Origin of the sequence: Streptomyces sp. NPDC006458, from assembly GCF_040612135.1 — a bacterium.
In the GTDB taxonomy this organism is placed as follows: Bacteria; Actinomycetota; Actinomycetes; order Streptomycetales; family Streptomycetaceae; genus Streptomyces.
Genome location: NZ_JBEXPR010000027.1, coordinates 92569 through 113891, shown reverse-complemented (window position 1 = coordinate 113891; position 21323 = coordinate 92569). Strand labels below are relative to the sequence as shown.

The window sequence follows — 21323 nt, the reverse complement described above, 5'->3', positions numbered from 1 at the left end:
AAGAGAGTGGGTAGTCATCGCGGCGATGGTAGCCACGAACCCGCGGATCTGTCGTGTCATTTGATCGCGGTCCCCGGCCGCCCGCGTCGTCACCCGGCCGGGACCGACGCCCGCACGACCGCGGCCGTGACACCCGGGTCGTAGCCCTCCGGCACGCCCGCCACCAGGATGATGTCGCCCACGATGTGCCGGGAGCGCGGCGGGGCGATCTCCTGATACGCGGGGGAGTCCCACCGGGCCCGCGCCTCGGCGGTCCCGGGGAGGCCGGTCACCACGACGCCACCGGGCCGGTCGCCCTCCAGCACCTCGTGCCGGGTGCTGTGCACCGGGAAACGGCCGCCGAACGGCTCGAAGGTGGCCGCGGTGCGCTCGATGCACTCGGCGATCTCCGGGTGCGGAGTGATCTCCCGCGGCCGAGCGATGGCACAGGCGGACATGGCCCGTCCCTCCGGCCGGCCGAACGGATCCCCGTACGCCGACGATCGTGGCACGGGCCCGGACGGGGGTCGATGACCCCGGAGGCAGGGCCCGACGCGCGGGCGGGCAAAAGGGTTTGACTCCCCGCGACGGCCCCGGGTCGGATGGCGCCCCATGGACACAGGGGACACAGGGCAGATGCATCCCGGTCAGCACGCGATCGACGACGACCTCGTACGACGGCTGGTGGCCGGACGGTTCCCGCGCTGGGCCGGGCTGCCGGTCGAGCGGATCGCCTCCGGCGGCACGGTCAACGCCATGTACCGCCTGGGCGACGACCTGGTCGTACGGCTGCCGATGGTGCGGGGCGGCGTGGCCGACGTGGCGCTGGAGCAGGAGTGGCTGCCCCGCCTCGCGGACCGGCTGCCGACGGCCGTCCCCGAGGTACTGGGGGCGGGGGCGCCCGCCGAGGGCTACCCGTGGCCCTGGTCGGTCTACCGGTGGCTGCCGGGCGAGAACCCGCGGGCGGGCGACCTCGCCGAACCTGTGGCACTGGCCGAGCAACTGGCCCGGTTCGTGGCGGCGATGCGCGACATCGGCCTTCCGGGCGGGCCCCGCGCCCACCGCGGCGGCCCGCTGGTCGAGCAGGACGTGGAGACCCGCGCGGCCATCGGGCGACTTCGCGCGCTTCCGCAGGAGGGCGTGGACTGCGACGCCGTGGCCGCGCTCTGGGACGACGCGCTGCGCGCCCCGCGGTGGGACGGCCCTTCGGTGTGGCTGCACGCCGACCTGATGCCGGGCAACCTGCTCGTGGACGGCGGCGGGCTCGGCGCGGTGATCGACTTCGGCTGCGCGGGCCTCGGCGATCCGGCCTGTGACCTCTTCCCCGCCTGGAACCTGCTGCCGCCGGACGCCCGGCGGGTCTTCCGCGAGGCCCTGGGCGTCGACGAGGTGACCTGGCGGCGCGGCCGTGCCCGCACCCTGTCCCAGGCGCTCATCGCCCTGCCGTACTACCGCGACACGAACCCGGCCATGGCGGACAACGCCCGGCACGTGATCCGCGCGGTCCTGGAGGACAGCCCCTGACCCCGACCGCTTCACCGGCAACCGCCTCGAACGGGCGCCGGTCGTAAACGCGTTGCCCCTACGTCGGCCCCCGCCTACCGTCGCGATCATGCTGCCCTTGGTGGAGACGGACGAGGAGTGGGACGCGATCGTCCCCGACGAGGCGGTGATGCGTCCCGGCGCCGAGGCGCTGGCCGCCCGGCTCGGTCTGGGCGGTGCCCCGCTCAGCCGCTTCCCGGACGGGTCGCAGCCCGTCTACGCCGTCGGTGACGAGCACGTCCTGAAGCTGTTTCCGGCCGCCGCCGCCGGGGACGGCCTCGCCGAGGCCAGGGTGCTCGCCCATCTCCAGGGGCGGCTGCCGATCCCGACGCCGAGGGTCCGCGAGCACGGCACGTACGAGAACGGCTGGCGGTACGTGCTGATGTCCCGGCTGCACGGCGAGAACCTGGCCGGTGCCTGGGAGGGCATCGCGCCCGCCCAGCGCGAACGCCTGGTCGCCGAGGTCGGCGAGGCCCTCGCGGTGCTGCACTCCCTCGGCACGGAGCCCCTCGCGGACGTCCTCGGCCCGGGTGACTGGGGTGCCTTCACGGACCGCCAGGCGGCGAGCGCGGTGGCGCGGCAGCGCGGCCACGGCCTGTCCGAGACCTGGCTGGAGCGGATCCCGGACTTCCTCGCCTCGGTCCTGCTGCCCCGCGACCCGCGGCCCTCACTGCTGCACACCGAGGTGATGCGGCAGCATCTGCTGGTCGACCCGGCCGACCCGGCCGACGCGGACGGCCCGCGGTTGACCGGCCTGTTCGACTTCGAACCGGCGATGATCGGCGACCGGGCCTACGACTTCGTGGGCGTCGGCCTGTTCGTCACCCGCGGCGACCCGGCCCTGCTGGCCCGGCTCGCCCAGGCCTACGGGCACACCTTCGAGCCGACCGTGCTGCTCGCGTACACCCTGCTGCACGTGTACAGCAATCTCCCCTGGTACATACGGGAGTTGGGTGCGCCGGCCGAGGGTGACCTGCCGGCGCTGGCGGAGGCATGGTTCGGCACGGCATGACTCCGCCGGGCCTGACGCGTCTCAGCCCCGCGGCTGCACGATGTCGATCATCCAAGGGACGCCGAAGCGGTCCGTGCACATGCCGAACACATCCCCCCACATCTGCTTCGCCAGCGGCACGGACACCTCGGACCGGGCGGACAGCTTCTCCCAGTAACCGCGCAGTTCGGCCTCGTCCTCACCGCTGACGCTCACCGAGAAGGAGGTGCCGCGCGTCGCCTCCGTGCCGGGTGGGGAGTCGGCGCCCATCAGGGTGAAGCCGGCCTCGGTCTCCAGCATTCCGTGCATGATCTTGTTCTCGTCCGGCGTGCCCTTCTGGCCGAACTCGCCGAACGTATTGAGCTTGAGCGTGCCGCCGAAGACCTCCTTGTAGAACTCCATCGCCTCCCGGGCATCGCCGTCGAAGCTGAGGTAGGGGTTGAGGCGTGACGCCATGAGAACCTCCCTGAACGGGCAGATCGGTCTATTACGCGCACAGTAGCGCGGGCCACTGACACCGGCCCGCCGGGCGCACCCGGACCCGCCGCGGAGGGTCGCGGCGCCCGAACGGCATCCCTAATCCCCTTCACCCGTTCGCGGGGCACGTGATAGTGCTTGGGCGCATGATGTCGATCAACGCCGATCAGGGCAGTGACGATCCGCAGGTGGCGGAGGCGGTGGCCGCCGAGTACGAGTCGCTGTCACCGGGTTGCCGGGCCGACGCCGACCGGCTGCGGCACTTTCTCGCCCCGGACTTCCACGAGTTCGGCGCCTCGGGCGGCGAGATCGTCTTCGAGGGCACCGCGGAACGCGTAGCCGCCTACACCGATCCGGAGGGTCAGCCCATCGAGGTCGAGTGGATGCGGGGTGTGCGGCTGGCCGACGGCCTGGTCATGCTCAAGTACAAGGTGAACATCGACGGCCGCTGGTCCCACCGGACCTCGCTGTGGCGCCGCGCCGCCCCGGGGCACTGGCAGATGTTCCACAACCAGGGCACGCCCACCGGTCCTCCGACGACCTGACCCTTTCCACTGCGTCCGTAGTACTCTGCTGTCACCACCATGGCCGTAGTACTGCAAATGGAGTGGTTCGATTGGTGCGCAGGAACGATCAGCGACGGGCCGCCCTGGTGGACGCCGCCATCGAGGTGCTGGCCAGGGAAGGGGCCCGCGGTCTGACCTTCCGGGCCGTGGACGCCGAGGCAGGTGTGCCCGTCGGGACCGCCTCGAACTACTTCTCCCACCGGGACGACCTGCTCATCCAGACCGGCGCACGGGTCTACGAACGGCTCCAGCCGGACCCGTCGGAGTTCGAGCGGCTGCGTGCGGCCGAGCGGGACCGGGAGCTGTACCGGCAGGCGATGCACGGTGTGGTCGGCCGGGTCGGCGGGTTCCGCGCCGGGTACCTCGCACTGCTCGAACTGCGTCTGGAGGCCACCCGGCGCCCCGGTCTGCGCACGCTGCTGACCGAGCAGGTGCGCGGCGACCTGGAGGCGAACATCGCGTACCACGAGGCGTCCCGCCTGCCGGGTGACGCACTCACCGTCAAACTGCTGTACCTGGCGCTCAACTGGCTGATCGTCGAACAGCTCACCCTCCCGGACGTGCTCTCGCGGAGCGAGCGCGAGCAGCTCGTCGACGCGGCGGTCGAGCGTCTGATGGGGGAGTGGCCGGACGCGCCCGACACGCCGTAGGCGCGGGCCGCCCACCCCGTTGAGCTGGCGGGGCGGCGGCCCGCGCGGCCCGGCGCCGTCAGTACAGCTTGTCGACCGCCGTCCTGGTCGTGCGCTTGAAGTCCGTGACCTGCGCGTGCCGGAAGTCGCCCATCTGGGCCCACTTCACGAAGGTGACCGTCCGGCCGTCCCGGCCGACCGACATCAGGGCGACGTCGGAGGCGCCCCAGGTCGTGCGCGTGTGCAGCCCGTAGACGTGGGCGCCCTCCTCGACCCCGAGCTTGCCGTAGTACTTGCCGGTCGCCGACACCTCGGGGTCCTGCTTCTCCAGCGTGGCCGCGCAGTCGCGGATCTTCCTGCGCAGCAGAGCGGCGAAGTCGGCGGCCTTCGTCGCGTTGCGGGCCACGACGGTCACCTGGACCGCGTTGGTGTCGTACTCGGTCCAGAAGGTGCGGTGGCGGGAGGCCGACGGCAGTGCCTCGCCGGCACAGATCGGCAGCGGGTCGGGCTGCCCGGCGGTGACCGGACCGGCGTAGCAGGCCGAGGAAGGGTGCGGCGGCAGCTCGGCCGGCCTCAGGAACCTGGGCCCGGTGGCGGCGGTCGCCGCGGGCGCGGCGGCGGTGAGGGCGGCGGCGGTGCCGGTCGCCACCGCGGCGAGTGCCAGCTGGATGCGTCGAGGACGGACGGTCATGCTTTCCCCCATGGGTCGGTCGTGTGCGGGTGCTGTGCCACGGCAGTGACTGTGCCTTGTACGACCCGTGGACACGCTCGGCCGTTGCCCCGTGTTCCGGCACAAACGGGTTCCGTTCTTCACGGAAGGGCAACATCCTTGTCCGTCCGGGGCGTTCGGCGGATGGCGCACGACTCTTGACTCCCCAGGTCCCCCATTCGATCCTCGTCGGTAACTTTCGCTGGGCATGACAAATCCAGCCGTCCGACCGAGGGATGTGGCCATGCACCGACGCCCGTACGTCGCTGTCGTCTCGCTGCTGCTGCTCGTGCTGGCCATGGCCCTGGGCCCGGCGCCGAGTTCCGCCGCGGAAGCCGACGACTGGTGGAACCCGGCCGCGCGACCCGCCCAGGACTCGCGGATCGGGGTCACCGGCGAACCGTTCAAGGGCACCGACTCCCGGGGCCGGGTGCGCGGGTTCGTCGACGCCCATGACCACATCTTCTCCAACGAGGCGTTCGGCGGGCGCCTGTTGTGCGGCAAACCCTTCTCCGAGGCGGGCATCGCGGACGCCCTCAAGGACTGTCCGGAGCACTACCCCGACGGCTCGCTGGCGGTCTTCGACTTCATCACCAAGGGCGGCGACGGCCGGCACGACCCCGTCGGCTGGCCCACCTTCAAGGACTGGCCCGCCCACGACTCGCTCACCCACCAGCAGAACTACTACGCCTGGATCGAGCGCGCCTGGCGCGGCGGCCAGCGCGTGCTCGTCAACGACCTGGTCACCAACGGCGTGATCTGCTCGGTGTACTTCTTCAAGGACCGCTCCTGCGACGAGATGACCTCGATCCGGCTCCAGGCGAGACTGACCTACGACCTCCAGGCGTACGTCGACCGGATGTACGGCGGCACGGGCAAGGGCTGGTTCCGGGTCGTCACCGACAGCGCACAGGCCCGGCAGGTGATCGAACAGGGCAAACTCGCCGTCGTGCTCGGCGTGGAGACCTCCGAGCCGTTCGGCTGCAAGATGATCCTGGACATCGCGCAGTGCAGCCGGGAGGACATCGACAAGGGCCTCGACGAGCTGTACGCGCTCGGGGTGCGCAGCATGTTCCTCTGCCACAAGTTCGACAACGCCCTGTGCGGGGTGCGCTTCGACGAGGGCGCGCTCGGAACGGCCATCAACGTCGGCCAGTTCCTGTCCACCGGCACCTTCTGGCGCACCGAGAAGTGCGCGGGGCCGCAGGCCGACAACCCCATCGGCCTGGCCGCGGCACCCTCGGCCGAGCAGAAGCTCCCGGAAGGCGTGGCGGTGCCCTCGTACGCGAGCGACGCGCGGTGCAACGTACGCGGGCTCACCGACCTCGGTGAGTACGCCGTGCGCGGCATGATGAAACGCAAGATGATGCTCGAGATCGACCACATGAGCGTCAAGGCGACCGGGCGGGCCCTCGACATCTTCGAGTCGGAGTCCTACCCGGGCGTGATCTCCTCGCACAGCTGGATGGACCTCGGCTGGACCGAGCGTGTGTACGCACTCGGCGGGTTCATCGCCCAGTACATGCACGGCTCCGAGGGCTTCGGCGCGGAGGCGCGGCGCACCGAGGCGCTGCGCGACAAGTACGGCGTCGGCTACGGCTACGGCACCGACATGAACGGGGTCGGCGGCTGGCCCGGCCCGCGTGGTGCGAACACCCCCAATCCCGTGCAGTACCCCTTCCGCAGCGTCGACGGTGCCTCCGTCATCGACCGCCAGACCACCGGCGAGCGCACCTGGGACCTCAACACCGACGGAGCCGCCCACTACGGCCTCGTACCGGACTGGATCGAGGACATCCGGCTCACCGGCGGACAGGACGTGGTCGACGACCTGTTCCGGGGCGCCGAGTCCTACCTCGGCACCTGGGGCGCGGCCGAAGGCCACCGGGCCTCGGTCAACCTCGCCAAGGAGGCACCGGCCACGGCCAGTTCGACCGAGTGGAGCCTCTTCACCAGCTACGCGCCCGGCCGTTCCGTCGACGGCACCCGTGACACCCGCTGGGCGAGCGGCTGGAGCGACGACCAGTGGCTGCGCCTCGACCTCGGCGCGACGCAGCGGGTCGGCCGCGTCACCCTCGACTGGGAGCGGGCGTACGGCCGTTCGTACCGGGTCGACCTGTCCACCGACGGCGTGAACTGGCGCACCGCCTGGTCCACGACGACCGGCGACGGCGGCCTCGACACCGCCGACTTCGCCGGCACACCCGCTCGCCACGTCCGCCTGCAGTTCCTCGGCCGGGGCACGAACTGGGGGTACTCGCTGCACGAGGTGACCGTCCACAGCGACTGACGGCACATCGGTGGCCGACGGCGCACGACTGGCCGACGGCCCTGTCAAGGAGGCTGACTCCCGCCGGACTCGGCGGCTCTGCGAGACTGGCCCGCATGGACGACGCCCGGTTCGCTCGTGAGGTGTGGCAGGTCCTCGAACCGCTGCACGCGGTCACGTACTTCGCCGAGGAGAGCCACGAGGCGGCTCGCGCGGTGGGGCTGCGCGGCTTCTGGATGGGCTACTTCGCCCTGCGGGCCGCGCCCCTCGGCGCGGTCACGCCCGGCGTGGTGGAGGCGGCCTTCTACAACTTCCACCCCGCGATGGTCCGGCGCGCCCTGCCCGACGCCTGGGACTTCGCCGCACCCGAGGCCGTCCTGCGCGCCCGCGCCGAGTCCGCCACGGCGGCCCTGCGCCGGGTGGCGCCGTCGGCACGGGAGGCGGCCGGGCCGGTCGTGCCACTGCTGGAGCGGGTCGTAGCGGCCGCCGACGGGGCGGGGCGGCCGCTGTTCGCCGCCAACCGGGGCGTGCCCGCCTCCGACGACCCCGTGGGCGCGCTGTGGCAGGCCGCGACCGCGCTGCGCGAGCACCGCGGCGACGGCCATGTCGCCCTGCTCACCGCCGAGGGCCTCGACGGCTGCGAGGTCCATGTGCTCTTCGCCGCCGGGGAGAACGTGCCGGCGAACGTCCTGCGGGACAACCGCGGCTGGTCCGAGGACGACTGGCGGTCGGGCCTCGCCCGGCTCACCGTCCGCGGGATCCTCGGGGAGGACGGGGCGCTCACCGCCGAGGGCCAGGCGCTGCGGACCCGCATCGAGGCCCGCACCGACGAACTCGCCGTCCGCCCCTATCGGGCCCTCGCGCCGCACGAGGCCGCCCGGCTGGTGGAGCTGCTCGGCCCGGTGGCCGACGAGGTGTACGACAGCGGGGTCATCCCCGTCCCCAACCCGATGGGCCTGCCGGCTCGCCGGTAGTGCGCTAGGTGTTCTGTCCAGGGAGGGTGTGGACGGGTGATGCAGGTCTTGGCTGAGGGATCTTGAACGGGTGAGGGCCTTCCGGGTTCGGTGTGGATTGCGACGTCTACACCGACCAGAAAGGCCCTCGTGGTCCACCGTAATGCACCCCTGACCGAGACCGGACGGCTGTGCCTGGCCGCGGTGACCTCCGTGGCGGCCACCACGCCCGAGCTGCGCGGGACGCGGGAGCGCGGCCCGGGAACCGAGGCGGCGGCCGAGGCCTGACCGGGACCCTCCCAGCGGATCATGCACCGAACCGCCATCGGCTCTCCCGGCGGATCATGCACCGCACCGATCCGCCGACGGCTCTCCCGGCGGATCATGCACCGCACCGATCCGCCGTCGGTTCTTCCGGCGGGCCGTGCATCGCGCTGATCCGCCTACGGCTCCCGCGGCGGACCGCGCACCGCGCCGATCCGCCGGGAGAGCCCGCGCCGCGGTCAGCCGATGACCACCAACAGGTCGCCGCCCTCCACCTGCTGCACCCGGTTGACGGCCAGGCGGGACACCCGGCCGGCCTTGGGCGCGGTGATGGACGCCTCCATCTTCATCGCCTCGATGGTGGCCATCGTGGCACCGGCCTCCACCTCGTCGCCCTCCGCGACCACCAGCGTCACCACACCGGCGAACGGCGCCGGAACGTGGCCCGGGTCGGAACGGTCGGCCTTCTCCGTCACCGGGATGTCGGACGCCGCCGCCCGGTCCCGGACCTGGATCGGACGGAGCTGGCCGTTCAGCGAGGACATCACCGTGCGCATGCCCCGCTCGTCGGCCTCACCGACGGCCTGGAGCTCGATGAGCAGACGCACACCGGGTTCGAGGTCGATCGCGTACTCGTGGCCCGGGCGCAGACCGTAGAAGAAGTCCTTGCTGTCCAGGACGCTGGTGTCGCCGAAAGCCTGCCGGTGGGTGTCGAACTCCCGGGTCGGCCCCGGGAACAGCAGCCGGTTCAGCGTGGCCCGCGGCTCCTTCTCCAGGCCCTCGCGGTCCTGCGTGGACAGCTGCGCCATCGGCTTGGCCTCCGCCCGCCCCTGCAGCGCCCTGGTGCGGAACGGCTCGGGCCAGCCGCCGGGCGGGGTGCCCAGCTCGCCGCGCAGGAAGCCGATCACCGAGTCCGGGATGTCGAACCGGGACGGCTCCGCCTCGAAGTCCTTCGGGTCCACGCCCGCACCCACCAGGTGCAGTGCCAGGTCGCCCACCACCTTCGACGACGGCGTGACCTTCACCAGCCGGCCCAGCATCCGGTCGGCTGCCGCGTACATCGCCTCGATCTGCTCGAAGCGGTCGCCGAGGCCGAGCGCGACCGCCTGGGTGCGCAGGTTGGAGAGCTGTCCGCCGGGGATCTCGTGGTGGTAGACGCGGCCGGTCGGCGCGGACAGGCCCGCCTCGAACGGAGCGTAGACGTTGCGCACGCTCTCCCAGTACGGCTCCAGATCGCCGACCGCCGCCAGGCTCAGCCCCGTCGGCCGCTCGGAGTGGTCCGTCGCGGCCACGATCGACGACAGCGACGGCTGCGAGGTGGTGCCGGCCATGGAGGCCACCGCACCGTCCACCGCGTCCGCGCCCGCCTGGATCGCGGCGAAGTAGGTGGCGAGCTGCCCGCCCGCGGTGTCGTGGGTGTGCAGATGCACCGGCAGGTCGAACTCCCGGCGCAGGGCCGAGACCAGCTTCGCCGCGGCCGGGGCCCGCAGCAGGCCCGCCATGTCCTTCACGGCCAGGACGTGCGCGCCCGCCTCGACGATCCGCTCGGCCAGCCGCAGGTAGTAGTCCAGCGTGTAGAGCTTCTCGGACGGGTCCGACAGGTCCGAGGTGTAGCAGAGCGCCACCTCCGCGATCGCCGTACCGGTCTCCCGCACGGCGTCGATCGCGGGCCGCATCTGGTCGACGTCGTTCAGCGCGTCGAAGACACGGAAGATGTCGATGCCGGTGGCCGCGGCCTCCCGTACGAACGCGTCGGTCACCTCGGTCGGGTAAGGGGTGTAGCCGACCGTGTTGCGGCCGCGCAGCAGCATCTGGAGACAGATGTTCGGCACGGCCTCCCGCAGCGCGGCCAGCCGCTCCCACGGGTCCTCCGCGAGGAAGCGCAGGGCCACGTCGTACGTCGCGCCGCCCCAGCACTCCAGGGACAGCAGGTCGGGCAGCGTACGGGCGACCACCGGGGCGACCGCCAGCATGTCCTTGGTGCGCACGCGGGTGGCGAGGAGCGACTGATGGGCGTCGCGGAAGGTCGTGTCGGTCACGCCCAGCGTCGGCGACTCGCGCAGCCAGCGTGCGAAGCCCTGCGGGCCCAGCTCGGCCAGCCGCTGCCGGGAACCGGCCGGCGGCTCACCCGCGGGCAGCGGCGGCAGCTTGCCCGACGGCTCGGCCAGCGCCGGGCGCTCGCCGTGCGGCTTGTTGACCGTCACGTCGGCCAGGTACGTCAGCAGCTTCGTACCGCGGTCCGCGGAGTGGCGCGAGGTGAGCAGATGCGGACGCTGCTCGATGAACGCGGTCGTGACCCGGCCCGCCTGGAAGTCCGGGTCGTCCAGCACGGCCTGGAGGAAGGGGATGTTGGTGGCGACACCGCGGATGCGGAACTCGGCGACCGCGCGCCGGGCGCGGTTCACGGCCGTGGTGAAGTCCCGGCCCCGGCAGCTCAGCTTGACCAGCATCGAGTCGAAGTGCGCGCTGATCTCCGAACCGGCGTGCGTGGTACCGCCGTCCAGCCGGATGCCGGAGCCGCCGGGGGAGCGGTAGGCGCTGATCCGGCCGGTGTCCGGGCGGAAGCCGTTCGCCGGGTCCTCGGTGGTGATACGGCACTGCAGGGCGGCACCGCGCAGCGTGATGTTCTCCTGGGCCAGACCGAGGTCGGCCAGCGTCTCGCCGGATGCGATGCGCAACTGCGCCTGCACCAGGTCGACATCGGTGACCTCCTCGGTCACCGTGTGCTCGACCTGGATGCGCGGGTTCATCTCGATGAAGACGTGGTTGCCGTCGGGGTCGACGAGGAACTCCACCGTGCCCGCGTTGCGGTAGCCGATCTGCCGGGCGAACCGCACGGCGTCCGCGCAGATCCGGTCCCGCAGCTCCGGGTCGAGGTTCGGCGCGGGCGCGAGCTCGATCACCTTCTGGTGGCGGCGCTGCACCGAACAATCGCGCTCGAACAGGTGGATGACACCGCCCTCGCCGTCCGCGAGGATCTGCACCTCGATATGGCGCGGGTCGACCACGGCCTTCTCCAGGAACACCGTCGCGTCACCGAACGCCGACGCCGCCTCCCGCGAGGCCGCCTCGATCGACTCCCGCAACTGCGCGGGGTCCGCCACCCGCCGCATGCCACGCCCGCCACCGCCCGCGACGGCCTTCACGAACACCGGGAAGCCGATCTCCTCGGCCGCCCGCACCAGCTCGTCGACGTCCGTGGAGGGCGCCGAGGACCCGAGCACCGGCACCCCGGCCGCACGCGCCGCCGCCACGGCACTGGCCTTGTTGCCCGTCAGCTCAAGGATCTCCGCGTCCGGGCCGACGAAGGTGATCCCCGCCTCCCGGCACGCCCGCGCCAACTCCGGGTTCTCGGAGAGGAAGCCGTAGCCGGGGTACACGGCGTCCGCCCCCGCACGCAGGGCCGCGCCGACGATCTCCTCCACCGAGAGGTACGCCCGTACCGGATGCCCCGGCTCGCCGATCTCATAGGCCTCGTCGGCCTTCAACCGATGCAGAGAGTTGCGGTCCTCGTGAGGGAAGACGGCAACCGTCCGCGCCCCCAGCTCATAGCCGGCGCGGAACGCGCGAATCGCGATCTCGCCACGGTTGGCGACCAGCACCTTGCGGAACATTCTGGATCCCTTCAGCCCGGCGGTGAAGAGCCCATGGTGTCGTTCCGTACCGTCCGGACGCCATGTGACCCGGCCCACTGACACCATTTCTGACACCAGATCGTCGGGGGACCGACCCACAGCGTTTCCGAGCTGAGACGTCGGGGGACTGCCCGACCGCAACCGCCATGACTGAAAATGTGTCTCTCAACGCGTCCGCCGCTCGGGAACCTCCGCGGCGGCACGGCGGCCTGGGGGGTCGGAATGAGCGTATGGACGGTGCCCGGATACGCCGAGTCGCAGGAACTCGGCTCCGGGGCGAGCGGACGGGTCGTACAGGCCGTGCACCGCGACTCCGGCATGCCGGTCGCGGTGAAGTACCTCAGCGACTCGCTGCGCACCCGGCCCGGCTTCGTTCAGGAGTTCCGGGCCGAGGCCCGGCTGCTCGGCGGACTGGACAGCCCGTACGTCGCCGGTCTCTACGAGTACGTCGAGAGCCCCGACGGCGCCGCCATCGTGATGGAACTGGTCGACGGCGTCTCCCTGCGCACCCTGCTGGCCGGCCAGGCCGAGGCGCTGGAACCCGAGGCCGCCCTCGTCCTCCTCAAGGGCTCCCTGCTCGGCCTCGCCGACGCCCACCGCCTCGGTGTCGTCCACCGCGACTACAAGCCCGAGAACGTCCTGGTCGCCCCGGACGGCACCTCCCGCCTCGTCGACTTCGGCATCGCGGTCGACTCCGGGATCAGCGCGGGCATCGCGGGCACGCCCTCCTACATGGCTCCCGAGCAGTGGACCGGCGCCCCGGCCTCGCCCGCCGCCGACGTGTACGCGGCGACGGCCACCTTCTTCGAGTGCCTCACCCGCCGCAGGCCGTACACCGGGGAGAACCTCGCCGAGCTGGCGCTGCGCCATGTCGACGCGCACATCCCCGCCGAGCAGGTGCCCGCGCCGGTCCAGGGTCTGGTGCGCCGCGGACTGGCCAAGGACCCGGCCCAACGTCCCACGAGCGCCGAAAACTTCGTACGGGAGCTGGAGACCGTGGCCGGTGCGGCCTACGGGCCCGGCTGGGAGGAGCGCGGCCGCGGCCGGCTCGCGGCGCTGGCCGCCCTGCTGCCCCTGCTGCTGCCCTCGCCCCGTACGGCGCCGAGGGGGACGACCGACATCGCGTGCACGGTCCTGGCCCCGGCCCCGGCCGGCGGCGGACTGCGCTCGTGGCTGCCGGGCCGGGCGGGCGCGCTGGTGTCCGCGGCCCTCGTCGTGCTGGCCGTGCTGCTGGCCTACGGCGTCCAGCCGGCCACCGGAGCGTCGCCGGGCGAGACGGCGCAGGCACTGGCGACGACGAGCGCGGGGCCGGGCGCGCAGACGACGGACCCGTCCGCCCCGTCCGCCTCGGCATCGGCCTCCGCGAGCCCCTCGGCGTCCGCTTCGGCCTCACCGAGCGAGTCGGTCTCGGGCTCGGCCTCCGCGGAACCCTCCGCCTCGGCGACCTCGACGCCGCCCGGGGGCACGACGACCCCGCCGGACGGAGAGACGCCTCCGCCGGGCGGCAGCACGCAGGTGCCGCCGACGACGGACCCGCCGTCCTCACCGGCCGGTCCCGTCGCGCCCGCGGTCAAGGACGTGGCGGTGGTGGAGTTCCGGCAGACCGGCCCGGTCACCGCGACGGCGACCTTCACCGTCACCACGGACGGACCCGGACCGGTGTCCATCACGGTGTCCTGGTCCACCGGCGACACGACCTCCGCCCTGGGCACCCCGGACGGCGCGAGCGACACCTTCCAGCGCAGCGGCGCCACCAGCTACACGGTCACCGTCGACCACACCTTCGTGACGCGCGGCTGCTACTGGGCCGTGCAGGCCACGACGAACCCGGCCTCCGCCGACGGCGGCGCGTCGCAGCAGCTGCTGACCAGGCAGTGTGACATCCGATGACAGGGACCTACGACCGCATGCCCGAGCCCGAGCCCGAGGACAGAACACCCGCTTCCGAGGAGGCCGAGTACAGCGCGACCGTGCTGGCCAGCCACTGGATCCAGCGGCCGGAGAGCGAGGAGGACCAGGCCGAGCCGACGCGGCGGGAGCCCGGGGCGCAGCCGGTCGGGCCGACGCTCCGGGAGGGCGGGCTCAGCCCTTTCGAGCCCACGCTGCGGGAGCCCGGGGCGGGGGCGGCTGAGCCCACCCGCCGGGAGGGCGGAGCCGGCCCGGTCGCACCGACGTGGCCCGAGGCGGCCGCGGAGTACCCGGCCGAGCCGACGCGGCGGGCACACCCGCCCGGACCGGGCTCACCGGAGGGGCCCGGCCCGGTGCGGCCGGACCGGGTCGAGGGCACCCTGCTGCGGTTCGGGCCCGGAGTGACCGCGGCCGTCGCCCAGCGCACCCAGCGGCCGCTGCCGGTCGTCCCCACGCCCCGCGTGCCGCCGCGTCGGCGCCTGCGCAGGCACGCCCTGCCCACGCTGGTGTTCCTGTGCGTGCTGGCCTTCCTCGCCTGGCAGCGGCTCGCGGCGCCGATCGAGGTGCGCACGGTCACCGTCACGACGAACCCGTCGGAACTGGACTGCGGCGGCACGGCCGACGTGTTCGCCCGCGTCTCCACCAACGGCCGCCCCGGCACGCTCACCTACCGCTGGATCCGCAGCGACGGCACCGCCTCCGCCGTGCTGCGCGAACGCCTCGCCCGCGGGCAGCGGCACGCGAACCTGCATCTGCGCTGGACCTTCGAGGGCGAGGGCCACCACCAGGGGCAGGCCGAACTGCGCATCCTCACCCCGACGGAGCGCACGGCCACGGTCCGGCTGACCTACGACTGCCCCTGACGACCTCCGAACATCAGGGGCGCCGGTTGACTTCGAGCGCGCTCCACTGCCTAGCGTCGTGTGCCGACGGACCACGACCAGGAGGCAGCAGCATGAGTGACATCCCCGTCCGGCACCTCGGCGCACTGACGGTCTCCGCCCAGGGGCTGGGCTGCATGGGCATGAGCCACGGCTACGGCGCCTCGGACGACACGGAGTCGGTCGCGACCCTGCACCGGGCACTCGACCTCGGGGTGACCCTGCTCGACACCGCCGACTTCTACGGCTTCGGCCACAACGAGGAGTTGATCGGCCGAGCCGTCGCCGGGCGGCGTGAGGAGGTGGTGCTGGCGACGAAGTTCGGCTTCGCCAACCGCGTGGGCGAGCCCACCCTGATCCGCGGGGACGCGGCGTACGTGCGCGAGGCGTGCGAGGCCTCGCTGCGCCGCCTCGGGGTGGACCACATCGACCTCTACTACCAGCACCGGGTGGACCCGAGGGTGCCGATCGAGGAGACGGTCGGCGCGATGGCCGAGCTGGTGCGGGCCGGCAAGGTCCGTCACCTCGGCCTGTCCGAGGCGGGTGCGGACACCCTGCGGCGGGCCCACGCGGTGCACCCCATCAGCGCGTTGCAGAGCGAGTGGTCGCTGTGGACCCGGGACCTGGAGGCGCGGATCGTCCCGGTCTGCCGCGAACTCGGCATCGGCATCGTCCCTTTCTCCCCGCTCGGCCGCGGTTTCCTCACCGGCACGGTCGCCTCGGTCGAGGGCCTCGCCGACAACGACGTACGCCGCAGCCAGCCGCGCTTCGCCGACGGCAACCTCGAACACAACCTGGCGATCGTCGCCCGGCTCACCGAACTGGCCGAGGCCAAGGGCGTCACGGCCGGGCAGCTGGCCCTGGCGTGGGTGCAGCACCGGGGCGACGACGTCGTCCCGATCCCCGGCACGCGCCGGCAGCGGTACCTGGAGGAGAACCTCGCGGCGCTGTCGGCCGAGCTGACCCCCGAGGACCTGGCCGCGGTGGAGTCCGCGGCCCCGCCGGAGCGGATCGCGGGCCGCCGCTACGACGCGACCAGCCTGACGTTCGTCAACGGCTGAGCAGGGCGGGGCGGTCGGCGCCGAGCACGCCGCCGGCCCCGGTGGACGGGTCGGTGACTTCGACGCGTGCCGGGCACTGCTCCAGGGGTGGGGGACCGTCGTCACCGGGGCCGCCCGCCGGGGCCGCCCGCCGGGGCCGGGCGGTGGGGGCTCAGCGAGCAGCGGCGGCGGGCGTCAGCGCCCGGTCATCCGTACGACGGCGGTGCCCCCGTCGAGATCGACCGTCGTGCGGTGCGGCGGGGCGCCGTCCTCCTCGTCGTCGCGGAGCGTCAGCGACGACTGGCGCTCCTTGAGCTCGTTCTGCTTGCCGGGGGAGAGGGTGGCGTGCAGCTGCTCGAAGCCGGTCGCCGATATCTGTCCCGCCCGCGCGCTGTTCCGCCAGGGCAGGAACCCCGCGCGCCCGGCGTGCAGCAGCGCCTGGTCGACCAGGGCGAGGGCGGTCAGCAGGATGACCAGACCGGGCAGAGTCATGAAGACGAGGAATCCCATGGCTCCAGTATCCACGTCACTGTTCCGCGACTCCTTCCTCCGGATGGCGTACGGCCTGCTTCACGTCGTCCTCGACCTGGTTGCGGGCGGTGCCCTGCTCGCGCGCGTACTCGGTGACCGACTGCTGGACGTCGCGCGCGAGGTCGCGCCAGGCGCGCCAGGCGGTCTCGTACACCTCGGTCTGGTGCCCGGTCCACGGCTGCTGTGCGGGCGGCCCGTACTGGTCGCGCAGTTCCTCGACGCGTGTGTGCGCCGCGTCGGCCGCGCGTTGCTTCTCGATCAGCTCTTCGAACGTATGCGCCACTTTGCGATCGTAAGAAGCGACGGCCGATCCCGCACGGCGAGGGCGCCCACTCTGTTTGCATGATCATGCATGGTCGTGCATACTCTTCCTATGTCCAAGGTCCTCACTTCCCTTCCGGCCGGCGAGCGCGTCGGTATCGCCTTCTCCGGCGGCCTCGACACCTCGGTCGCCGTCGCGTGGATGCGCGACAAGGGTGCAGTCCCCTGCACCTACACGGCCGACATCGGCCAGTACGACGAGCCCGACATCGCCTCGGTGCCGGGCCGCGCGAAGACCTACGGCGCCGAGATCGCGCGCCTGGTGGACTGCCGTGCGGCGCTCGTCGAGGAGGGCCTTGCCGCGCTCGCCTGCGGCGCGTTCCACATCCGCTCCGGCGGTCGGGCGTACTTCAACACCACGCCGCTCGGCCGTTCGGTCACCGGCACCCTGCTGGTGCGGGCGATGCTGGAGGACGACGTCCAGATCTGGGGCGACGGCTCGACCTACAAGGGCAACGACATCGAGCGGTTCTACCGCTACGGCCTGCTGGCCAACCCGCACCTGCGGATCTACAAGCCCTGGCTGGACGCGAACTTCGTGACCGAGCTCGGCGGCCGCAAGGAGATGTCGGAGTGGCTGCTCGCCCACGACCTCCCCTACCGCGACAGCCCGGAGAAGGCCTACTCCACGGACGCCAACATCTGGGGCGCCACCCACGAGGCCAAGACCCTGGAGCACCTGGACACCGGCGTCGAGACCGTCCAGCCGATCATGGGCGTTCGGTTCTGGGACCCGTCGGTCGAGATCGCCGCCGAAGAAGTGACCATCGGCTTCGAGCAGGGCCGCCCGGTGACGATCAACGGCAAGGAGTTCGCCACCGCCGTCGATCTCGTCCTGGAGGCCAACGCCATCGGCGGGCGGCACGGACTGGGCATGTCCGACCAGATCGAGAACCGGATCATCGAGGCCAAGAGCCGCGGTATCTACGAGGCCCCGGGCATGGCCCTGCTGCACGCGGCCTACGAGCGCCTGGTCAACGCGATCCACAACGAGGACACCCTCGCTCAGTACCACAACGAGGGCCGCCGCCTCGGCCGCCTGATGTACGAGGGCCGCTGGCTGGACCCGCAGGCGCTGATGATCCGCGAGTCCCTCCAGCGCTGGGTCGGCGCGGCCGTCACCGGTGAGGTGACCCTGCGGCTGCGGCGCGGCGAGGACTACTCGATCCTCGACACCACGGGCCCGGCCTTCAGCTACCACCCCGACAAGCTGTCGATGGAGCGCACCGAGGACTCGGCCTTCGGCCCGTCGGACCGGATCGGCCAGCTCACCATGCGCAACCTCGACATCGCCGACTCGCGCGCCCGGCTGGAGCAGTACGCCGGCCTCGGTCTGATCGGCACCGCCGGTCCGGCGGTCGGCGCCGCGCAGGCGGCCGCGACGGGCCTGATCGGCGCGATGCCGGAGGGCGGCGCCGAGGCGATCGCCTCCCGCGGCGAGGTCTCCGAGGAGGACGAGGTCCTGGACCGCGCGGCGATGGAGTCCGGCACGGACTGATCACACGGAGCCCGCGAGGGGCGGCCCGGCACCGCGGGTGCCGGGCCGCCCCTTCCGGCACACGCGCTCCGCCGATCGAGCGGCCGGGTGCGGAGTCGCCGTACCCGGGCCCGTCCTGCGCCGGAGGCCGTCGTCGGGCGCGCTGCCGGAGCGCGGGTACGTTCGGCGGCTTCCAGCCGCCCAGCGCGGCCGCCCGCACGCCGAACCGCAACTCCAGCTCCACGCCGGGAGCTTGCGGCGCGGGGGCGGGGTCGGCCAAGGGTTTGGTGGGGACCAGTGGTGGAGTCGTCTCGTGGGAGCGGTGCTCGGGGCCTCGGCGCCACGGCGCTGCGGGATCCCGGGAATTTCCGTGGCCGCTCGGACGTCCTATCTGTGGAGGGCGGAGAGCCGAGGACCGGGGACCGGGGTCCGGGGACAGAGGCCCGAGGACAGAGGCCCGGGGACGAGGATCCGTGGTGCACGACGGAGGGGGAACTGTCATGAAGGCCGACGGCACGAGCGAGCACGTCGAGACCACCCTGGCCGACGGACGACGCATGACCCTGACGCTTCCCGCGACGGACGCGCCGTGGGCCGCGGACGGCATAGCCGCGCTGCGCGTGGTCCCGCCCACCCACACCGGTCGCGCCGAGGCGCCGGCCCCGCTGCCCGAACAGCCTCCGCTGCCCCTGGAGACGGCGCTGCTGCTCGGTCCGGTGTTCTGAGCGCCGTCGCGAGGCCGCCTGCCGGAGCAGGGTGCGCAGCCGTGCATCCCATGCGTCCTACGCGTCCCTGCTCCAGGGCCCGTTGACGTCAGCGCACCAGCACGTCAGCGCACCAGCTCCGAGGCCAGCAGGTCCATGAGCAGGCCGTCGTGCCATGTGCCGTCGGAGCCGCGTTCGTACTGCCGCATGACCCCGACCGGGCGGAAGCCCGCCTTCGTGTAGCAGCGGATCGCGGGGAGGTTGTCGGCGGCGGGGTCGATGATCAGGCGGTGGTAGTGGTGGTCGTCGACGAGATGGCGGGCCAGGGTGCGGACGGCGTCGGTGCCCAGGCCCCGGCCGTGCACGGCGGGCGCGAGGAAGAGGTCCATGCCGGCGTGCCGGTAGTCGGGGTCGTCCTCGGCGTACCACTGGATCAGCCCGGCGATCTCTCCCTCGACCTCGATGGTGAGGGTGTGTGTGCCGGGGTCGTCCAGGTCCGCCGCGACCTCCGCCTTGAGATCGTCGCCGCCGCGCCAGCGGGCCCTGACCTCGGGCGTGGCACGGATGGCCGCCAGGGCAGGGACGTCGGTGGGGGTGGCGGGACGCAGGACGACGTGGGTGCCATGCAGCACGGTCATGCAGACGAACGTTACGCCGAATGATCGTGTTGCGGTCGTAAGTAGCCTGGCTGTGGCCGATCCATGGCAGTGCGATGTCCGGATGTGACAGAACACCGTCATTGCGGTCGGCCACGGCGCACCGGACCATGGACGAGGATCTGGTGCCGGCCGGCTTCATGACGCACATGTGCGTCACCTTCACCGCCCAGGGCGCGTTCTACCTCGGATACCGGTCCACCGTCGTCGCAGAGGCCACCGCCACCCGGTCCCTGACCGCGCCCGACGGCACGCTCGTCCCCGCCGCCACCCTCCACGCGGCCGCCGTGACCACCGTCCGCGACCTCTTCGGCACCGTCGCCGTCACGTTGGACGATCTCGCCCGACCAACTGGGCCCGTCCCGAGGCCAAGGCTCCCCGCACGGTGGTGTTGCAGATCACCGTGTGAAGGTTGAGGTGAGGGGGGAAGGATCTTGGCCTGCGGACCTTTGACACTTGTGGGGGATTCCTTGAACGTGTGTGTGATCGGTGCGGGCTTGTCGGGGCTGGCGGTCACGCATGCCCTCGCGCTGCGTGGCGTCGACTTCGTGTGTCTGGAGAAGGCGCCCGACGTGGGCGGCATCTGGCGCCAGCCGCAGGCGGGGGAGCGGGGACCGGGGTATCTGGCGCTGCATCTGAACTCCGCCAAGGACCTGACCGGTTACGCCGACTATCCGATGCGCGATGGGCTCCCCCTCTACCCGCGGCACAGCGAAATGGCCGCCTATCTGCGGTCCTTCGCCGACTGGGCCGGGGTCTACGACAGGATCGAGCTGAACACCGAGGTCGTGTCGGTGCGGCAGGCCGCGGACGGGCTGTGGGATGTCGTCAGCCGCGACGGGTACGGAGCCGAGCGGACGCGTCGGTTCGAGCAGGTGGTCGTCGCCTCCGGGCACAACACGCTGCCGAACATGCCGCATCCGCTGCCGTCCGGTGCCGACTCCTTCGGCGGCAAGATCCTGCACGCCCTCGACTACCACGACGGCCGGGACTTCGACGGACAGCGTGTGGTCGTCGTGGGACTCGGTGCCTCGGCCGTGGACATCGCCGCCGATCTGTCCCGGCATGCGGAGCGCACGGTGCTCTCCGTCCGCCGCGGGCTGCACATCCTGCCCAAGCAGCTGTACGGCCTGGCCCTGGACCACATCGCCAACGCCCCCTGGTGGACCCGGATGTCGCTGGCGGAGCAGCGCAGCTTCATCGAGCAGGCACTGCTGGTGGCGCGCGGCAAGCTGGCCGACTACGGACTGCCCGAGCCCGATCACCCGATCTTCGCCTCGGCGGTGACCATCTCCGACGACATCCTCAGCCGGATACGTCACGGCGGGGTGATCCCCCGGCCCGGGATCGACTCGCTGGAAGGGAACGTGGTGCGCTTCGCCGACGGGAGCGTGGAGGAGGCCGACGCGATCGTCTACTGCACCGGTTACCGGATGGCCTTCCCGTTCCTGCCGGACGGCTGGCCGGTCGGGCCGCGTGGGGCGGTCGAGCTGTACAAGCGGGTCGTCGCGCCCGAGCTGCCGGGACTGTACTTCGTCGGTCTGGTCCGGCCCGTGGGAACGATCACCCGGCTCGTGGAGGCCCAGTGCTCCTGGATCGCCAGGATCGTGTCCGGTGAGGTCAGCCTGCCCGCCGTGGACGTCATGCGGGAGGAGATAGCCGGCCACCTGAGCGGTATCGCCGAGCGGTACGGGGAGGGCGAGAGCTCCTCCATCCAGGTCGACGTCGTCCCCTATCTGCGCCAGCTCGCCGAGGATGGCTGAGCCGGAACCGGTGGGCACAGGGTGCGGG

Annotated in this window: 20 protein-coding genes and 1 pseudogene; 14 read left to right on the top strand and 7 right to left on the bottom strand. The window is 72.3% G+C overall.

Features of this window, described 5'->3' with window-relative positions; all coding sequences use genetic code 11:
- Nucleotides 1-89: 89 nt before the first annotated feature.
- Nucleotides 90-437 carry a DUF1330 domain-containing protein gene (locus tag ABZZ79_RS30800; RefSeq protein WP_356694303.1) on the bottom strand — a complete coding sequence of 116 codons (348 nt, stop codon included), beginning with the start codon at nt 435-437 and terminating at the stop codon, nt 90-92.
- Between the two features lie 178 nt (nt 438-615).
- Here ABZZ79_RS30800 and ABZZ79_RS30795 point away from each other — a divergent pair, with 178 nt between their 5' ends.
- Nucleotides 616-1503 (top strand): aminoglycoside phosphotransferase family protein, encoded by an 888-nt coding sequence (locus tag ABZZ79_RS30795; protein ID WP_356694301.1) that lies wholly within the window; start codon nt 616-618, stop codon nt 1501-1503.
- Between the two features lie 88 nt (nt 1504-1591).
- Nucleotides 1592-2533: an aminoglycoside phosphotransferase family protein gene (locus tag ABZZ79_RS30790; RefSeq protein ID WP_356694299.1), complete on the top strand. Its 942-nt coding sequence runs from the start codon at nt 1592-1594 to the stop codon at nt 2531-2533.
- A gap of 21 nt (nt 2534-2554) precedes the next feature.
- Here ABZZ79_RS30790 and ABZZ79_RS30785 read toward each other — a convergent pair whose 3' ends face one another.
- Nucleotides 2555-2968 carry a VOC family protein gene (locus tag ABZZ79_RS30785; protein ID WP_356694297.1) on the bottom strand — a complete coding sequence of 138 codons (414 nt, stop codon included), beginning with the start codon at nt 2966-2968 and terminating at the stop codon, nt 2555-2557.
- A 167-nt stretch (nt 2969-3135) separates the two neighbouring features.
- Between ABZZ79_RS30785 and ABZZ79_RS30780 the strand changes: the two genes are divergently transcribed.
- Together ABZZ79_RS30780 and ABZZ79_RS30775 are read left to right on the top strand one after the other, a co-directional pair.
- Nucleotides 3136-3534: a nuclear transport factor 2 family protein gene (locus ABZZ79_RS30780; RefSeq protein ID WP_356694295.1), complete on the top strand. Its 399-nt coding sequence runs from the start codon at nt 3136-3138 to the stop codon at nt 3532-3534.
- 71 nt (nt 3535-3605) lie between these two features.
- Nucleotides 3606-4205, top strand: coding sequence for a TetR family transcriptional regulator (locus ABZZ79_RS30775; protein WP_356694293.1), 600 nt, complete (start codon nt 3606-3608; stop codon nt 4203-4205).
- Between the two features lie 58 nt (nt 4206-4263).
- Here ABZZ79_RS30775 and ABZZ79_RS30770 read toward each other — a convergent pair whose 3' ends face one another.
- The gene (locus tag ABZZ79_RS30770) at nt 4264-4875 is read right to left on the bottom strand and encodes a hypothetical protein (protein WP_356694291.1); all 612 of its coding nucleotides are present in this window, start codon (nt 4873-4875) and stop codon (nt 4264-4266) included.
- Between the two features lie 262 nt (nt 4876-5137).
- On the opposite strand from ABZZ79_RS30770, the gene ABZZ79_RS30765 reads away from it, so the two are divergent.
- The 3 genes from ABZZ79_RS30765 (at nt 5138) to ABZZ79_RS30755 (ending at nt 8403) form a co-directional block, all read left to right on the top strand.
- Nucleotides 5138-7183, top strand: coding sequence for a discoidin domain-containing protein (locus ABZZ79_RS30765; protein WP_356694289.1), 2046 nt, complete (start codon nt 5138-5140; stop codon nt 7181-7183).
- A gap of 95 nt (nt 7184-7278) precedes the next feature.
- The gene (locus ABZZ79_RS30760; protein ID WP_356694287.1) at nt 7279-8136 is read left to right on the top strand and encodes a hypothetical protein; all 858 of its coding nucleotides are present in this window, start codon (nt 7279-7281) and stop codon (nt 8134-8136) included.
- A 129-nt stretch (nt 8137-8265) separates the two neighbouring features.
- Nucleotides 8266-8403: a hypothetical protein gene (locus ABZZ79_RS30755; RefSeq protein WP_356694285.1), complete on the top strand. Its 138-nt coding sequence runs from the start codon at nt 8266-8268 to the stop codon at nt 8401-8403.
- Between the two features lie 215 nt (nt 8404-8618).
- On the opposite strand, the gene ABZZ79_RS30750 is transcribed toward ABZZ79_RS30755, so the two are convergent.
- Nucleotides 8619-11993, bottom strand: coding sequence for a pyruvate carboxylase (locus ABZZ79_RS30750; protein ID WP_356694283.1), 3375 nt, complete (start codon nt 11991-11993; stop codon nt 8619-8621).
- A gap of 243 nt (nt 11994-12236) precedes the next feature.
- Here ABZZ79_RS30750 and ABZZ79_RS30745 point away from each other — a divergent pair, with 243 nt between their 5' ends.
- The 3 genes from ABZZ79_RS30745 to ABZZ79_RS30735 all read left to right on the top strand — a co-directional run bounded on the left by ABZZ79_RS30745 (nt 12237) and on the right by ABZZ79_RS30735 (nt 15864).
- Nucleotides 12237-13904, top strand: a complete 1668-nt coding sequence (locus ABZZ79_RS30745) for a serine/threonine-protein kinase (protein ID WP_356694281.1) — start codon at nt 12237-12239, stop codon at nt 13902-13904.
- Nucleotides 13901-14785, top strand: coding sequence for a hypothetical protein (locus tag ABZZ79_RS30740; RefSeq protein WP_356694279.1), 885 nt, complete (start codon nt 13901-13903; stop codon nt 14783-14785). Before ABZZ79_RS30745 ends, ABZZ79_RS30740 begins: the two co-directional genes overlap by 4 nt.
- A 92-nt stretch (nt 14786-14877) precedes the next feature.
- Nucleotides 14878-15864, top strand: a complete 987-nt coding sequence (locus tag ABZZ79_RS30735; RefSeq protein ID WP_356694277.1) for an aldo/keto reductase — start codon at nt 14878-14880, stop codon at nt 15862-15864.
- A gap of 174 nt (nt 15865-16038) precedes the next feature.
- Here the strand turns inward: ABZZ79_RS30735 and ABZZ79_RS30730 are convergent, their stop codons facing one another.
- Together ABZZ79_RS30730 and ABZZ79_RS30725 are read right to left on the bottom strand one after the other, a co-directional pair.
- Nucleotides 16039-16353 (bottom strand): DUF6191 domain-containing protein, encoded by a 315-nt coding sequence (locus ABZZ79_RS30730; protein ID WP_356694275.1) that lies wholly within the window; start codon nt 16351-16353, stop codon nt 16039-16041.
- 16 nt (nt 16354-16369) lie between these two features.
- Nucleotides 16370-16657, bottom strand: a complete 288-nt coding sequence (locus ABZZ79_RS30725; RefSeq protein WP_356694273.1) for a hypothetical protein — start codon at nt 16655-16657, stop codon at nt 16370-16372.
- Between the two features lie 90 nt (nt 16658-16747).
- Here ABZZ79_RS30725 and argG point away from each other — a divergent pair, with 90 nt between their 5' ends.
- Together argG and ABZZ79_RS30715 are read left to right on the top strand one after the other, a co-directional pair.
- Nucleotides 16748-18193 carry an argininosuccinate synthase gene (gene argG, locus ABZZ79_RS30720; RefSeq protein WP_356694271.1) on the top strand — a complete coding sequence of 482 codons (1446 nt, stop codon included), beginning with the start codon at nt 16748-16750 and terminating at the stop codon, nt 18191-18193.
- Between the two features lie 479 nt (nt 18194-18672).
- Complete coding sequence (locus ABZZ79_RS30715; RefSeq protein ID WP_356694269.1) at nt 18673-18897, top strand: hypothetical protein; 225 nt, start codon at nt 18673-18675, stop codon at nt 18895-18897.
- Nucleotides 18898-19001: 104 nt separating this feature from the next.
- On the opposite strand, the gene ABZZ79_RS30710 is transcribed toward ABZZ79_RS30715, so the two are convergent.
- The gene (locus ABZZ79_RS30710) at nt 19002-19514 is read right to left on the bottom strand and encodes a GNAT family protein (RefSeq protein ID WP_356694267.1); all 513 of its coding nucleotides are present in this window, start codon (nt 19512-19514) and stop codon (nt 19002-19004) included.
- A 134-nt stretch (nt 19515-19648) separates the two neighbouring features.
- Between ABZZ79_RS30710 and ABZZ79_RS30705 the strand changes: the two are divergent.
- A pseudogene (locus tag ABZZ79_RS30705) lies at nt 19649-19948 on the top strand (isochorismatase family protein); the annotation flags it as partial.
- Nucleotides 19949-20002: 54 nt separating this feature from the next.
- Nucleotides 20003-21295: an NAD(P)-binding domain-containing protein gene (locus ABZZ79_RS30700; protein ID WP_356694329.1), complete on the top strand. Its 1293-nt coding sequence runs from the start codon at nt 20003-20005 to the stop codon at nt 21293-21295.
- Nucleotides 21296-21323 lie beyond the last annotated feature (28 nt).